The following is a 12,931-nucleotide window of genomic DNA, read 5'->3' as shown; positions in this document are numbered from 1 at the left end:
GAATTACGACGTGCCGGACTGCCGTTGAACCCGGATGCCACGATGGGGTTGCGCGTCTGACCCGCCCTACGCCGAGCGATTCTTTATCTATCGGGAGGAAATCATCCCATGCGTTTGAAACGCATTGTCATTTGCGCCTGGCTTCTGGCCGGCATCGGCAGCGGGCCGGAGGCGGGCGCCGAACCGCTCAAGGTTTGCGCGGCGGAAAACGAGCTGCCTTATTCGAACAAGGACGGCCAAGGCTTTGAAAACAAACTGGCGGAACTGATCGGCAAGGAATTGGGGCGGCCGGTGGAATATGTCTGGTGGCAGGATCCCCGATATTTCATCCGGGACCAACTGGACCGGGGTTTGTGCGATGTCGTCGTCGGCGTGGACGCGGACGACCCGCGCCTGTTGACCTCGAAGCCCTATTACCGCTCCGGCTACGTGTTCGTGTACCGCAAGGAAAAGGGAGTGACGGTTTCCGACTGGGACAGCGAATTTCTGAAAAAGGCCGAACGTATCGCGTTCATGCCGGATACACCCGCGGAGATGATGCTCAAGAAGGTCGGGCGCTATTACGACCAGTTCAACTACCTGCAATCCCTGGTGGGTTTTAAGGCGCGCCGCAATCAGTACGTCCGCTACGATCCGGAGAAGCTGGTTCGGGAGGTCGAATCGGGCAGCGCCGACCTCGCTGTGCTCTGGGGGCCGCAGGCCGCTCGCTATGTGAAGAACGCCGGCAGGCCCTTGGAGATGCGGGTCATTCCGGATCATCAGACTCGCTCCGACGGAGAAAAGGTGCCTCATCACTATTCCACTTCGATCGGCGTGAGAAAGGGTGAGGAAGCGCTGTTGGTCGATATCGACCGGGCACTGAAGAAACGGGAAAAGGATGTTCGAACGCTGCTCAAGGCCGAAGGAATTCCGCTTCTGCCCTTGAATGAATCGGCGGCTACCGCCGCGCCGGAGGACGGCAAAAAGCGCAAGCGGAGTTGAATACGGGAGCGGGCTTCAACCCGCGACGAAAGATCACCGAGGTACGAATCGGGGGCTAAATGCCCCACGCCAGTCGTGGCCGATTCGTACGCAAATGAACGAAAAGCAACAAAGAGGATAAAACCTTCATGAAATTACGAATCTGCATGGCCGCGCTCGCCGTGGGCGCGGCTCTCGTTTCCGCCGAAGGCCGCGCGGAAATCACTTTCCGCCACGCCGTTACCGGTGAAGTTCTGGACTTCGAATACGGCAAAAAAGGCGGTGACACCGAAGCTTTCAAGAAATTCAAGGAAACCGGCAAGAATCCCTACAACGGCGACAAGGAAGCCATCGAAAAAGGCCACAGTTTGTATCTCACCGCCTGCTCCGGCTGTCACGGCCATGAAGCCGAAGGCAAGCTAGGACCCGGGCTGGGAGACGACTACTGGACGTATCCGAGAGCCGCTACCGATGTCGGTTTGTTCGAAGTCCTCTGGGGCGGCGCCCAAGGCATGATGGGGCCGCAGAACACCAACCTGAACGCCGACGAGATGCTGCGCATCATGGCCTGGCTGCGCGACATCTACAAAGGCGATCCGGCCAAGGCCGAATGGCTCAAATAGCTTTCCTCACCACCGAGCAGGAGACTCGACCCATGAAACTGAAAACTTTAGTCCTGAGCGCCGGACTGCTGTCCGCCGCCGCTTTCAACGCCGGCGCCTATGACGGCACCAATTGCAAGGCGCCGGGCAACTGCTGGGAGCCGAAACCCGGTTTTCCCGAAAAAGTGGCGGGCAGCAAATACGATCCCAAGCACGATCCGGCCGAGCTGAACAAGCAGCAGGAAGCCATCAAGGCCATGGAGGCCCGCAATCAGAAACGCTGGGAGCAATTCAGCAAGACCGGCAAGTTCGTCTACAAGGTGGATTGAGGCCGGGCTTGAGACCGGAGGTTGAAGTCGATTGCCGGATTCAGCGTTTACTTCAGCTTCCGAGTCTCGGCTCCCGAAACCGGCGAGCTCGTTTCGTTCCCTGCCTATAACTTTAAGCTTCCAGCCTCAAATCTCCAGCCTAGTCTATGCATTCCGAACAACAACTGGCCGATTGGCGAGAAAAAGCTTTTCGCTTCGAGTCGGAAATCGAAAAAGCCATCATCGGCCAGCCTAGAGTGATCCGCCTGATGACCATCGCCGTGTTCGCCCGCGGTCATGTGCTGCTGGAGGGCAATGTCGGCGTGGGCAAGACCGCGCTGCTGCGGGCCGTGTCGCGCGGCGTAGGGGGCGAATACGAACGGATCGAAGGGACGATCGATCTGATGCCCGCCGATTTGATCTATTACACCTATCTCGACGAGAACGGCAGACCTCGGGTCGATCCCGGTCCGGTACTGAAGCACGGCGAGCGGCTGTCGATCTTTTTCTTCAACGAGATCAACCGGGCCCGTCCCCAGGTTCACTCGCTGTTGCTGCGGATCATGGCGGAGCGCAGCGCCACCGCGTTCAACCGCGAGTTTCGCTTTCCTTATCTTCAGGTTTTCGCCGACCGCAATCGGGTGGAAAAAGAGGAAACCTTCGAACTTCCCGCCGCCGCCCGAGACCGGTTCCTCTTGGAGGTCGCGATGGATTACCCGAGCGATGCGGATATCTTGGATCAACTGACTTTCGATCCGCGGTTTCACAATGTCGACCGCCTGCTCGACGCCGTGACGCCGGATGTGCTGGAGTATCGCGAACTCGACGAAATCGCCGCGCTCATCCAGAGCCACGTCCAGGCCAGTCCGACGCTGCGCGCCTACACCCGCGATTTGTGGTGCGCCAGCCACGAGCCGGAGCGATTCGGGATCTCCGTGGCCGATGCCGACATGTCGGAGCTGATCCAGGCCGGGGCGAGTCCCCGCGGCATGAGTTATCTCATTCGCGCCGCAAGGGTTCACGCCTGGCTGAACGGACGGGACCGGGTCATTCCCGAGGACGTACAAGGCGTTTTCTATCCGGCCATGGCGCATCGGGTATTTCTGAAACCCGCCTATGAATACCGGCGCGACGAACTGGTGCCGGGATTGGTTGAAAAGATCCTCCATTCGATTGCCGCACCGTGATCGCCAAGCGTACCGAGGAATTCCATTACCGGGTGTCGTGGCGCTCCGACTCCGTGCGCCCCGGCTTCCATCCGAGCCGGCGCTCCGGCAGCGGCGAGCGTTTTCGCGGGCTCGCGCCCTTGCTGAAACATCCCGATCCGCGCCGGATCGACCTTCGGGCCAGTATGCTCGATCCCTTCGGCGGCTATGCCGTGCGGATTTACGAGCAGCGCAGCGCCATCAAGGTGTTTGCCATCGTGGATTTGTCGGCGTCGATGGAGTTTCGCGGCGCCGGTTACAAAATGGAGACGCTGTCCGATTTTCTGGGTTCGCTGGCTTTGTCGGCTTACCGCACCGGCGATGCCCTGGGCATTATCGGCTGCTCGGATAAGATCCATGCCGAATTCTCTTTGCCGCTGTGCCGTCATCCGGCCATGGCTTTGAATCTGGTGAAGCGTCTGCGCCGCTTCCGCCCCAAGGGAACCAACGCCCGCGGCCTGGCGGAGGCGGCCAGATGCCTGCCGACTTCGCGTGCGCTGGTTTTCCTGGCCTCCGATTTCCACATGCCTTTGACTTTGGTCAAGCGGATTCTGATCTCTTTGGGACCGCATGATGTGGTGCCCCTGGTATTTTGGGATGCGAACGAAATGGGCGGTGACGCTGTGCTCGGGTTTCGCCGCATGCGCGACTTGGAAAACGGTTCGGAGCAACTGCTGCTGTTGCGCCCCAAGCTTCGGGCGCGACTGGAAGAGTCCTACCGCGACCGGCGCGAGCGCCTGGTCCATTTGTTCTTGAGTCACGGACGTAAGCCGCTGTTTCTAGGGAAAGAATTCAAGGCGGAATATCTGACCCGGTATTTTCAGCGGTCTTTATGAAACAGACGAGCCTCGTTTTTCTGTTGTTTTTTTTCGGAACCGCAACCGCTGCGACCCCTGAACTGCCGGGGCCGGTCAGAGATTTTCAGGTTCTCACACCGCGCCCGTTCGGTTACGCCATCGGCGATATTGTCCGGCAAACGTTGGTGGTCGCGATCGATCGGGAGGCGTCCCTCGACCGAAACTCCCTTCCCCGGAGCCGAATCAACCGCTGGCTCGAACTGCGCGAGGCGCAGGTACGGGAATCGGAACGCGACGGCTTGCGCCATTATTCGATAGAACTCGACTATCAAACTTTTTATGCGCCCCTGGAGGTCAAGAATCTGGCGATACCGGCCTTCAAGCTCGCCTTTACTCGGGCTGACGGCGTCTTCGAGCTGGAGGTCCCGGCCTGGAGTTTCACCATGGCGCCGATTCGTGAGCTTTCGATTCTGCGCGAGGAAGGACTGGAACCGATGCGGCCCGACGCGCCGCCGGCCCTGCCGGACCGGTCCGGTCCGCGGCGAGGACTGGCGGTGGCCGCTGCCGTGGGCGGCGGAGCCGGATCGTACCTGGCTTATCTCTACGGCTATCTTCCCTGGCAGCGGAGGGGCCGCCATTTCAGATCGGCCTGCCGCACCGTCCGGGCCTTGAGCCGAGCGCCCGGCGCGCCCGACTATTCCGCGGTCTATGCCGCCATCCATCGGGCCTTCAACGGCGTATACGGGCAGCCGCTGTTTTCGCAGCGACTGGACGCATTTTTCACCGAGCGGCCGGCTTACGCGCCTCTGCGCGAAGAGATAACGGCGTTCTTCGAGAATTCCTACGAGTTGTTTTTCACCGAACGGCCCAAGGAAGCGGGGTTTTCCATATCTCGGCTCCTCCGCCTTTGCCGCGACTGTTACGACATCGAGCGCAGCCTTCGATGAATCTGGGATTCGATTACGCCTGGATGTTGCCGTTCCTGGGCTTGGCTTTGCTGCCCCTGGTCCGCTCGCCCGTGACCGGTTTCGACGCACCGTGGAATGCCCTGCTGCCCGTCGACGTTCCTTCGCGAATCTGGACCGGATTGATCAAGCTGATGGGCGTCGTCGCGATAGCGGGACTGGTTTTGGGACTCGCCGGTCTGCACCGAAAGGAATACACGGTCGAACGTATCGGGAAAGGTGCCCATATCGTGCTGCTTCTCGACCGCAGCCAAAGCATGGATCACAGTTTCGCGGGCCGCGCGCCATCCGGCGCCGAGGAAGCCAAGTCGGCCGCCGCGGAGCGCTTGTTGGCCGAGTTCATTCGCGAGCGGAAGAACGACCGGATCGGCGTGGCGGCCTACAGCACCGGCCCCTTGTTCGTGCTGCCCCTGACCGACAACCGCGAGGCGGTGCTGGCGGCGGTGCGCGCCCTGCGGCTGCCGTCGCTGGCGCAGACTCACATCGGCAAGGGGTTGCTGCTGGCGTTATCGTACTTCGCCGGGCAGGCGCTCACCGGATCTCGCATCGTGCTTCTGGTATCCGACGGGGCGGCGGTCGTCGACCCGGACAGCGAGCGGGAATTGCGCAAGCTGTTCAAGGAACACCAAATTCGGCTGTACTGGATTTTCCTCCGCACCCTCGGAAGCCCCGGCATTTTCGAACTGCCGGAAGATCCCCGCGACGATAACGCGAGCGTCCGCCCCGAACGTTATCTGCACTTGTTTTTCGAAAGTCTCGACATTCCGTACAAGGCCTACGAAGCAGAAAATCCGGTCGCCCTGCGCCAGGCCATCGCCGACATCGACCGGATCGAAAGTCTGCCGATCCATTATCAGGCGCGCATTCCACGCCTGGATCTGGCGCCGTTTTGCTACGGCGCGGCGTGCCTGGCGCTCCTGCTGTTGCTCGGCGTCAAACTCTCGGAAGCGGAGTCATGGGAAAAAGCCTGAATCTGAAAATCGTGCTGTCGGTCCTCGCCGTCTCGGTAGCCGCGAGTGTTTTTCAATGGCGGGAACTGCGGAGGAACGGGCTTGCCGACGAGCAGGTTCGGACCTTGCTGGGCGGCACCGATATCTCTCCGGACGACAGAGCCCGCGCGCCGCTGGAAGTCAGGCTGGCACGGGCGGTTTATCTCGCCGCCGCGGAGCGTTATGAAGAGGCGCTGGACGCTTACGGCTATCTGGTCGAGCAGGGCGACACCCGGTTCCGGGTAACGGCTTTGTTCGATCTCGGCAATCTGCACCTGCGGCGCGCCTTGGCGCACGTGGAAAAAAACGAAATCAACCGGGCCCTGCCGCTGGTGGAACTGGCCAAGGATGCCTACAAAAAGGCGCTGCGGCTGGATCCCGGTCACTGGGACAGCAAATACAACCTGGAAGTCGCCATGCGCCTACTGCCGGAAATGGACAGGATTCGCCGCGACGGCGGGGACGATGAAGAGGCGGAGGAAGACGAAGGTACGTTGTGGACCACCGTGCCGGGTTTTCCGCGGGGCTTGCCTTGAAGCGTCTGGCCCGCGGCGCGCGCGACCCGCGCTTCATCTGTCTCGCCCTGGCCGTGCTCGGCGCTCTGGCGACGCTGTTTCAACCCGCGCTAAAGCTGTCGCGCGCGGTGTTCGATCACATCGTCGTCGTCGATATCACCCAAAGCATGAACGTCGCCGACTATCAGATCAATGGCCGGTCGACCAGTCGCTTGGAATCGGTCAAGTCCGCCTTGCGTTCGGCCTTGCGGGAATTGCCCTGCGGTTCGCGGCTGGGACTCGGACTCTTCACCGAGCGGAGATCGTTCCTGCTGTTCGAACCGATCGAAGTCTGCGGCGGGTTCGAGGCCATCGACACGGCCATCGAGCGCATCGATTGGCGCATGGCCTGGGGCGCCGACAGCCGCATCGCCGACGGCCTCTACGATGCGTTGAATCAATTTCAGAACCGCGATTCGAATCTGGTCTTCGTGACCGACGGCCAGGAAGCGCCGCCGCTCAATCCCCGCTACAAGCGCGAATTCGGCGTTTTCAAGGGCAAGCTCAAAGGATTGATCGTCGGCGCGGGCGGACTGACTCCTGTGCCTATCCCGAAATTCAACGAGCGCGGCAAAGCCGTCGGTTTCTATGCGGAGGACGATGTGCCCCACAGGTCCACGTTCGGACTGCCTCCCAAGCCGCCTTCCGAGGTCGAGGGCTATCACGAGCGCAACGCGCCGTTCGGCAGCGAACGAGTGATCGGGACCGAGCATCTGTCTTCGCTCAAGGAAGACTATCTTCGCCAACTGGCCGACGAGATCGGGTTTTTCTACCGGCGCCTGGAGAGCCCCGAAGGATTGAGCGAAGCCATGCGAAAGCCGGAGTTGGCGCGTAGCGAGACGGTTGCCGCCGATATGCGCTGGCTGCCCGCCGGCTTCGCTCTAGCGGCGCTGGTCGTGCTTTACGGCGTTCTGCCGTTCAGGCTCCGCTGATGGACGGCGTCGTTCGCATCGCGGGCCGAAGCCTGTTTTGAGCTATATCGAAAGGCCCGTTCCCACAAAGCTTTTTATCAACCCGAGGAGTTGTACATTCCATGAAAACGATCGTTCCTGTCTTGTTGGCGCTTGGTTTGGCTTTTTCCGCCGAAGTTTCGGCTCACGGTCCCACACCGCAAAAAGTGATCGAAACGGTGGAGATCGACCGGCCCATCGATAAAGTGTGGGAGAAGATCAAGGATTTCGGCGCTATCGCTCAATGGAACTCGGCCATCGCGAAAAGCGAAGCCCAAGGCGGCAATCAGCCCGGCGGAAAGCGTACGCTGACTTTTCCGAACGGTGAACAATTGGTGGAGGAACTCGACTTTTACGACGAAAAAACCTACGAGTACGACTACCGGCTGAAGGATGCCAATGTCAAGGCGCTGCCGGCGAGTTCTTATTCCGCCGTGCTGAAGCTGACGCCGGCGGGGCAGGGCACCAATGTGGAATGGAAAAGCCGGCTTTATCGCGGGGACACCGGCAATTTTCCGCCCGAAGCGTTAAACGACGAGGCGGCGGTTCAAGCGATGCAGGCGTTTTTCAAAACCGGATTGCAAAATCTCAAGCAGGCGGCCGAAGCCGGTAACTGATGTTTCTTTCCGGCAGATGACCGGCTGCCGGACCTCTCCGCCGGTCCAGGGCGACCGCTCTCGGCGGATTCGCGCCGGAAGCGGTAAGCCGCGGAAGGCGCATCGGCAGGTGCCGGCTGCCGATGCGATGAGGGGATTCTCAATCGTCCTCCACGATGAACATGTTGTCGTGCCGGCCCGCATATTTCTCGATGCTGCCGTCCTCGCCCAGCTTGATCATCAGTCTGACTTCGTTCTTCGAATCGGCGGCGTGCAGGGCGTCTTCGTAGGTAATCTTTCCGGTCTTGTACAGATCGTATAAGGCTTGATCGAAGGTTTGCATGCCTTGTTCGCGGGAATGTTTCATGAGTTCCTTCAGCTTGTGCACCTCGCCTTTACGGATGAGATCGGAGGCCAGAGGGGTGTTCAGGAGGATTTCCACCGCCGGATAACGACCCTTGCCGTCGGCTCGGCGAATGAGTTGTTGAGCGATGATGCCGCGAAGATTCAGGGACAGATCCATGAATAACTGCGGATGCATCTCTTCGGGGAAAAAGTGAAGGATGCGGTCCAGCGCCTGGTTGGCATTGTTGGCGTGCAGCGTGCTGAGGCAAAGGTGGCCGGTTTCGGCAAAGGTGATGGCATGCTGCATCGTCTCCCGGGTGCGGATTTCTCCGATCAGAATCACGTCCGGCGCCTGGCGCAAGGTATTCCTGAGCGCCACCTCGTAGGATTCGGTATCGATGCCGACCTCGCGCTGGGTGACGATGCAACCCGCATGCGGATGCACGTATTCCAGCGGATCTTCGATCGTGATGATGTGGCCGCTCGAATGCTCGTTCCGGTGTTTGATCATGGCCGCCAGCGAGGTGGATTTTCCCGTCCCGGTCGCGCCGACGAACAGGATCAGTCCGCGCTTGGTCATCGACAGTTCATTGAGGATCGGCGGCAGGTTGAGATCGTCCACCGTCGGAATGTTCGTTTCGATGCGCCGCAGCACCATTCCGGCGGTATCCCTCTGGATGAAGGCGCTGACGCGGAAGCGGCCCAAGCCCGGCGATGAGATCGCGAAATTGCACTCCTTGGTATTCTCGAACTCGTCGCGCTGGCGTTGATTCATGACCCCGAGGACGATCTGCCGCGCCTGCTCCTTGCTCAGCTTGGTGTTCGATATCGGTTGAATGACGCCGTCGATCTTCATGCACGGTTCTTTATTGGTGGTGATGAAGAGATCGGACGCTTTTTTTTGCATCATCAGCATGAGCAAGGATTCGAAGTCCACGAGCCTGTTCTCCGATTTTAGAATGCGGCTTTGTTGACGGCCTTGGCCCGCGCGGCGGTGCGCGCCACGACGCCTTTTTCGACCAGTTCCTGCAAATGCTGATCGAGCGTTTGCATGCCGTCCTTGCGTCCGGTCTGTATGGCCGAGTACATCTGCGCGACCTTGTCTTCGCGGATGAGGTTGCGAATCGCCGGCGTGCCCACCATGATTTCCCAGGCCGCCGTGCGTCCGCCGCCGTTTTTCTTGAGCAGGGTTTGGGAGATCACGGCCTGAAGCGATTCGGACAGCATCGACCGAATGATGCCTTTTTCGGCGGCAGGGAAAACGTCGATGACGCGGTCGATGGTCTTGGCCGCCGAGTTGGTGTGCAGAGTGCCGAAAACCAGGTGTCCCGTTTCGGCGGCCGTTAGCGCGAGACGAATGGTTTCCAGGTCGCGCATTTCGCCGACCAGAATCACGTCGGGGTCTTCGCGCAGGGCTGATCGTAGGGCTTCGTTGAATCCCAAGGTATCCCGGTGAACTTCGCGCTGGTTGATCAGCGATTTCTTGCTGGAATGAACGAACTCGATCGGGTCCTCGATCGTCAGGATGTGGGAGTACTGGTTCGAGTTGATGTGGTCGATCATCGCGGCCAGAGTGGTCGATTTGCCCGACCCGGTGGGGCCGGTGACCACGATCAGCCCGCGAGGGTGCATGGTGACGTCCTGGAAGAATTTGGGACAACCCAGTTCTTCCAGCGTCAGTACCTTGGACGGAATGGTTCGGAATACCGCCGCGGCGCCTCGGTCCTGGTTGAACGCGTTGACACGAAAACGCGCCACGCCCGGAAGTTCGAACGAAAAGTCGGTCTCGAGGAATTCCTCGTAATCGCGCCGCTGTTTGTCGTTCATGATGTCGTAGATCAGTGCGTGCACCTCCTTGTGGTCGAGTGCCGGCACGTTGATGCGGCGTATGTCGCCGTCCACGCGGATCATGGGCGGAAGTCCGGCGGACAAATGCAGGTCGGATGCGTTGTTCTTGACGGAGAAGGCGAGCAGTTCGGCGATATCCATGGTTTCTCTGGTGGCTCTTGTGTAAGCAGCGGTCGGTAGATACCCTTACTTTTTGGTCAAGTATAGACAAACGTATCAGCAACATGAGGAGTCAAATACAGCAGCGCCTGGATGCCGTGCGAGAGCGGATTCGACTGGCCGAAGCGGCGGCTGGCCGATGCCGGGATTCGGTTCGCCTGATCGCGGTAAGCAAAACCCAGCCGGCCGAGGCGATCGCCGCCGCTTATTACTGCGGCCAGCGGGAATTCGGGGAAAACTACGTTCAAGAGGCTCTGGCCAAGCAGGAAAAGCTGGCTCATTACGATATCGGCTGGCATTTCATCGGACCCATTCAATCCAACAAAACCAGGCTGCTCGCAGCCCGGTTTTCCTGGGTGCACAGCGTCGACCGATTCAAGATCGCGGAGCGCTTGAGCGAGCAGCGTCCCGACGAGCTGCCGCCGCTCAACATCTGCATTCAGGTCAATGTGAGCGGCGAAACGACGAAATCGGGCGTCGCCCCGGAAGAGCTCAAGGGGCTGGTCGAAGCCATCGCCGAACTGCCGAGACTCCGGGTTCGCGGACTGATGGCCATTCCGGCTCCGACCGGCACGATGGAGCTTCAACGCGCATCCTTTCGGATCCTGCGAGAAGCCGGGGAAAGCTTTCGCGATCTCGGGTTCGACACGCTGTCCATGGGAATGTCCGACGATCTCGAAGCCGCCGTCATGGAGGGCGCGACCATGGTGCGCGTCGGTTCGGCGCTGTTCGGGCCGCGGCCGCGCCGGGATGCGATGATCTTCGATGCCGGCAATGCTTGGGATCGCTAGGCATTCTTCGAATGCCGCGGCGCCGGGGCGTTTTTGCGTCGTCTCTAAGTTAGAATAGGTCCGTTCGTTCGGAGATGATTTCAGATGAAAATGCAGACTTTAGGGTTTATCGGCGCCGGGAATATGGCGGGCAGCCTGATCGGCGGGCTCATTTCGGACGGTTATCCGGCCGAACGTATTTCCGTATCGGATGTCGACACCGCAAAACTCAAGGATTTGGCAACGCGTTTCGGCATTCATACGTTTGAAGACAACAAATCGGTGGTCGAGCGGTCTCGGACGGTGTTGCTGGCGGTCAAGCCGCAGATGCTCGAGAATGTGGCTCGGGAAATCGCCGATACCGTGCAGAAAACCGGGCCGTTGGTGGTCAGCATCGCCGCGGGCGTTCGCGAGGCCGATCTGGACCGTTGGCTGGGCGGCGGCGCCAGCATCGTGCGCTGCATGCCCAATACCCCTGCGCTGGTGAAAACCGGGGCTACCGCACTGCATGCCAATGACCAGGCGAGCCTTGGCCAAAGAAGCGAAGCGGAAGCGATCGTCCGTGCCGTCGGTATCGCCGTGTGGGTGGAAAAGGAGGAACTCCTGGATTTGGTGACGGCGCTGTCCGGAAGCGGACCCGCTTATTTCTTTCTGCTCATGGAGGCGATGGAGGACGCGGCGATCGAAATGGGACTGGACAAATCCACGGCGCGGCTCCTGACCCAGCAAACGGCGCTCGGGGCGGCGCGCATCGCCATAGAATCCGAAGACGGCCCGGCGGAGCTGAGGAGGCGGGTCACTTCACCCGGCGGCACGACCGAAAAAGCGATGGGCGTATTCGAGCGGGGAAGCTTCCGAAATCTCGTACTCGATGCCATGAAGGCGGCTGATGCTCGGGCCGCCGAGTTATCCAAACAATTGGGAGGTTGACGATGTCTCCGGATTTTCTGGTGAACCCCGCCGTTTTTCTGATCGATACGCTCGTCAGCCTTTACATATTCGCGGTATTGCTGCGATTTTTGCTTCAGTGGGTCGGGGCGGATTATTACAACCCCATTTCGCAGTTTTTGATCAAGATCACCCACCCGCCGCTTCGCCTGTTGCGCCGCTTCATTCCGTCCATCGGTCGCGCCGATACGGCTTCGCTCGTACTGATGCTGGGGCTGCAAATGCTGAGCGGCTATCTGATATTCGTGCTTCAGGGCGCGAGCATAACCTTCCCGGCGTTGACGCTATGGGCCGTCGTACAGCTTCTGGATCTGTTGTTCAATGTGTATTTTTTCGCCATCATCATTCGTGCGCTCCTAAGCTGGATTAGCACCGGCGCCTACAATCCCGCCGTTTCCTTGCTTTACAGCATCACCGAACCGCTGTTGCGCGTCAGTCGCCGGCTTCTCCCCCCGATCGGCGGTATCGATCTTTCGCCGTTGATCCCCTTGATCGGAATACAGCTCGCCAAAATGCTCGTTTTACCGCCGTTGCAGCAGCTCACGGCGCTGCTGAACTGAGTTGAGCGGCTGGTATACCTGGGATGGCCGGACGTTGGTGCTGGACATCCACGTACAGCCTCGTGCCGGTAAGGACGAGATCGTGGGCTTGCATGGCGATCGGCTCAAGATCCGTATCAAAGCGCCGCCCGTCGATGGCAAGGCGAACCGTCATCTGACCGAGTTCCTCGCCGAAGTCTTCGGCGTACCCAAGCGCGACGTCGTGTTACTGGCGGGCGAAAGCGGCCGGGATAAACGGTTCAAGATATGCGCGCCCAAACGCTGGCCGTCCCTCTGGGCGGAACTCTCGAAAATGGACTGAATTCCGAATTGGTCTAAACTTTTTCCCAACAACTCCCGAAGTTGCACTTTAATTCATTAGACGATCGGATCGAG

16 protein-coding genes are annotated in these 12,931 nt (G+C 59.9%); 14 read left to right on the top strand and 2 right to left on the bottom strand.

Going from position 1 to position 12,931, the window contains the following annotated elements; translation table 11 throughout:
• Positions 1-108: 108 nt before the first annotated feature.
• From moxJ to ACWJKU_RS11220, 10 genes are all read left to right on the top strand, one after another.
• Positions 109-981: a methanol oxidation system protein MoxJ gene (gene moxJ / locus ACWJKU_RS11265; RefSeq protein ID WP_454142396.1), complete on the top strand. Its 873-nt coding sequence runs from the start codon at positions 109-111 to the stop codon at positions 979-981.
• Between the two features lie 128 nt (positions 982-1,109).
• Complete coding sequence (moxG, locus tag ACWJKU_RS11260; protein WP_454142395.1) at positions 1,110-1,583, top strand: cytochrome c(L), periplasmic; 474 nt, start codon at positions 1,110-1,112, stop codon at positions 1,581-1,583.
• Positions 1,584-1,615: 32 nt separating this feature from the next.
• Entirely contained in the window at positions 1,616-1,891 is a 276-nt protein-coding gene (locus tag ACWJKU_RS11255; RefSeq protein WP_454142394.1) for a methanol dehydrogenase [cytochrome c] subunit, read from the top strand.
• Between the two features lie 146 nt (positions 1,892-2,037).
• Complete coding sequence (locus tag ACWJKU_RS11250) at positions 2,038-3,057, top strand: AAA family ATPase (RefSeq protein ID WP_454142393.1); 1,020 nt, start codon at positions 2,038-2,040, stop codon at positions 3,055-3,057.
• A complete protein-coding gene (locus tag ACWJKU_RS11245; RefSeq protein ID WP_454142392.1) occupies positions 3,054-3,911 on the top strand; it encodes a DUF58 domain-containing protein in 858 nt (285 codons plus the stop codon). Before ACWJKU_RS11250 ends, ACWJKU_RS11245 begins: the two co-directional genes overlap by 4 nt.
• Complete coding sequence (locus tag ACWJKU_RS11240; RefSeq protein WP_454142391.1) at positions 3,908-4,819, top strand: nonribosomal peptide synthetase MxaA; 912 nt, start codon at positions 3,908-3,910, stop codon at positions 4,817-4,819. Before ACWJKU_RS11245 ends, ACWJKU_RS11240 begins: the two co-directional genes overlap by 4 nt.
• Entirely contained in the window at positions 4,816-5,808 is a 993-nt protein-coding gene (locus ACWJKU_RS11235) for a vWA domain-containing protein (RefSeq protein ID WP_454142390.1), read from the top strand. The genes ACWJKU_RS11240 and ACWJKU_RS11235 overlap by 4 nt, the downstream gene beginning before the upstream one ends.
• Positions 5,793-6,362, top strand: coding sequence for an MxaK protein (locus ACWJKU_RS11230; RefSeq protein ID WP_454142389.1), 570 nt, complete (start codon positions 5,793-5,795; stop codon positions 6,360-6,362). The genes ACWJKU_RS11235 and ACWJKU_RS11230 overlap by 16 nt, the downstream gene beginning before the upstream one ends.
• Entirely contained in the window at positions 6,323-7,312 is a 990-nt protein-coding gene (locus ACWJKU_RS11225; protein WP_454142388.1) for a VWA domain-containing protein, read from the top strand. The genes ACWJKU_RS11230 and ACWJKU_RS11225 overlap by 40 nt, the downstream gene beginning before the upstream one ends.
• 101 nt (positions 7,313-7,413) lie before the next feature.
• A complete protein-coding gene (locus tag ACWJKU_RS11220; RefSeq protein WP_454142387.1) occupies positions 7,414-7,947 on the top strand; it encodes an SRPBCC family protein in 534 nt (177 codons plus the stop codon).
• Between the two features lie 139 nt (positions 7,948-8,086).
• Here the strand turns inward: ACWJKU_RS11220 and ACWJKU_RS11215 are convergent, their stop codons facing one another.
• Both ACWJKU_RS11215 and ACWJKU_RS11210 read right to left on the bottom strand, forming a co-directional pair.
• Positions 8,087-9,208: a PilT/PilU family type 4a pilus ATPase gene (locus tag ACWJKU_RS11215; protein WP_454142386.1), complete on the bottom strand. Its 1,122-nt coding sequence runs from the start codon at positions 9,206-9,208 to the stop codon at positions 8,087-8,089.
• A 17-nt stretch (positions 9,209-9,225) separates the two neighbouring features.
• On the bottom strand, positions 9,226-10,260 hold the full coding sequence (locus ACWJKU_RS11210; protein WP_454142385.1) for a type IV pilus twitching motility protein PilT: 1,035 nt from the start codon (positions 10,258-10,260) through the stop codon (positions 9,226-9,228).
• Between the two features lie 83 nt (positions 10,261-10,343).
• Here ACWJKU_RS11210 and ACWJKU_RS11205 point away from each other — a divergent pair, with 83 nt between their 5' ends.
• From ACWJKU_RS11205 to ACWJKU_RS11190, 4 genes are all read left to right on the top strand, one after another.
• Entirely contained in the window at positions 10,344-11,069 is a 726-nt protein-coding gene (locus ACWJKU_RS11205) for a YggS family pyridoxal phosphate-dependent enzyme (RefSeq protein WP_454142384.1), read from the top strand.
• An 84-nt stretch (positions 11,070-11,153) separates the two neighbouring features.
• Entirely contained in the window at positions 11,154-11,978 is an 825-nt protein-coding gene (gene proC / locus ACWJKU_RS11200; protein WP_454142383.1) for a pyrroline-5-carboxylate reductase, read from the top strand.
• 2 nt (positions 11,979-11,980) lie between these two features.
• Complete coding sequence (locus ACWJKU_RS11195) at positions 11,981-12,556, top strand: YggT family protein (protein ID WP_454142382.1); 576 nt, start codon at positions 11,981-11,983, stop codon at positions 12,554-12,556.
• A gap of 1 nt (position 12,557) precedes the next feature.
• Positions 12,558-12,857, top strand: coding sequence for a DUF167 family protein (locus tag ACWJKU_RS11190; protein ID WP_454142381.1), 300 nt, complete (start codon positions 12,558-12,560; stop codon positions 12,855-12,857).
• Positions 12,858-12,931 lie beyond the last annotated feature (74 nt).

This window comes from Methylocaldum sp. MU1018 (genome assembly GCF_053646775.1).
The sequence above is the reverse complement of the archived record's forward strand: the minus strand, read 5'-3'. Positions and strand labels throughout refer to the sequence as shown.

What these genes read in the sequence shown, in the direction of transcription:
- ACWJKU_RS11240 (WP_454142391.1), top strand. Translation starts at nt 3,908, where the DNA reads ATGAAACAGACGAGCCTCGTTTTTCTGTTGTTTTTTTTCGGAACCGCA.
- proC (WP_454142383.1), top strand. Translation starts at nt 11,154, where the DNA reads ATGAAAATGCAGACTTTAGGGTTTATCGGCGCCGGGAATATGGCGGGC.
- ACWJKU_RS11235 (WP_454142390.1), top strand. Translation starts at nt 4,816, where the DNA reads ATGAATCTGGGATTCGATTACGCCTGGATGTTGCCGTTCCTGGGCTTG.
- ACWJKU_RS11255 (WP_454142394.1), top strand. Translation starts at nt 1,616, where the DNA reads ATGAAACTGAAAACTTTAGTCCTGAGCGCCGGACTGCTGTCCGCCGCC.
- moxJ (WP_454142396.1), top strand. Translation starts at nt 109, where the DNA reads ATGCGTTTGAAACGCATTGTCATTTGCGCCTGGCTTCTGGCCGGCATC.
- ACWJKU_RS11250 (WP_454142393.1), top strand. Translation starts at nt 2,038, where the DNA reads ATGCATTCCGAACAACAACTGGCCGATTGGCGAGAAAAAGCTTTTCGC.
- ACWJKU_RS11220 (WP_454142387.1), top strand. Translation starts at nt 7,414, where the DNA reads ATGAAAACGATCGTTCCTGTCTTGTTGGCGCTTGGTTTGGCTTTTTCC.
- ACWJKU_RS11195 (WP_454142382.1), top strand. Translation starts at nt 11,981, where the DNA reads ATGTCTCCGGATTTTCTGGTGAACCCCGCCGTTTTTCTGATCGATACG.
- ACWJKU_RS11230 (WP_454142389.1), top strand. Translation starts at nt 5,793, where the DNA reads ATGGGAAAAAGCCTGAATCTGAAAATCGTGCTGTCGGTCCTCGCCGTC.
- ACWJKU_RS11205 (WP_454142384.1), top strand. Translation starts at nt 10,344, where the DNA reads ATGAGGAGTCAAATACAGCAGCGCCTGGATGCCGTGCGAGAGCGGATT.
- moxG (WP_454142395.1), top strand. Translation starts at nt 1,110, where the DNA reads ATGAAATTACGAATCTGCATGGCCGCGCTCGCCGTGGGCGCGGCTCTC.
- ACWJKU_RS11210 (WP_454142385.1), bottom strand. Translation starts at nt 10,260, where the DNA reads ATGGATATCGCCGAACTGCTCGCCTTCTCCGTCAAGAACAACGCATCC.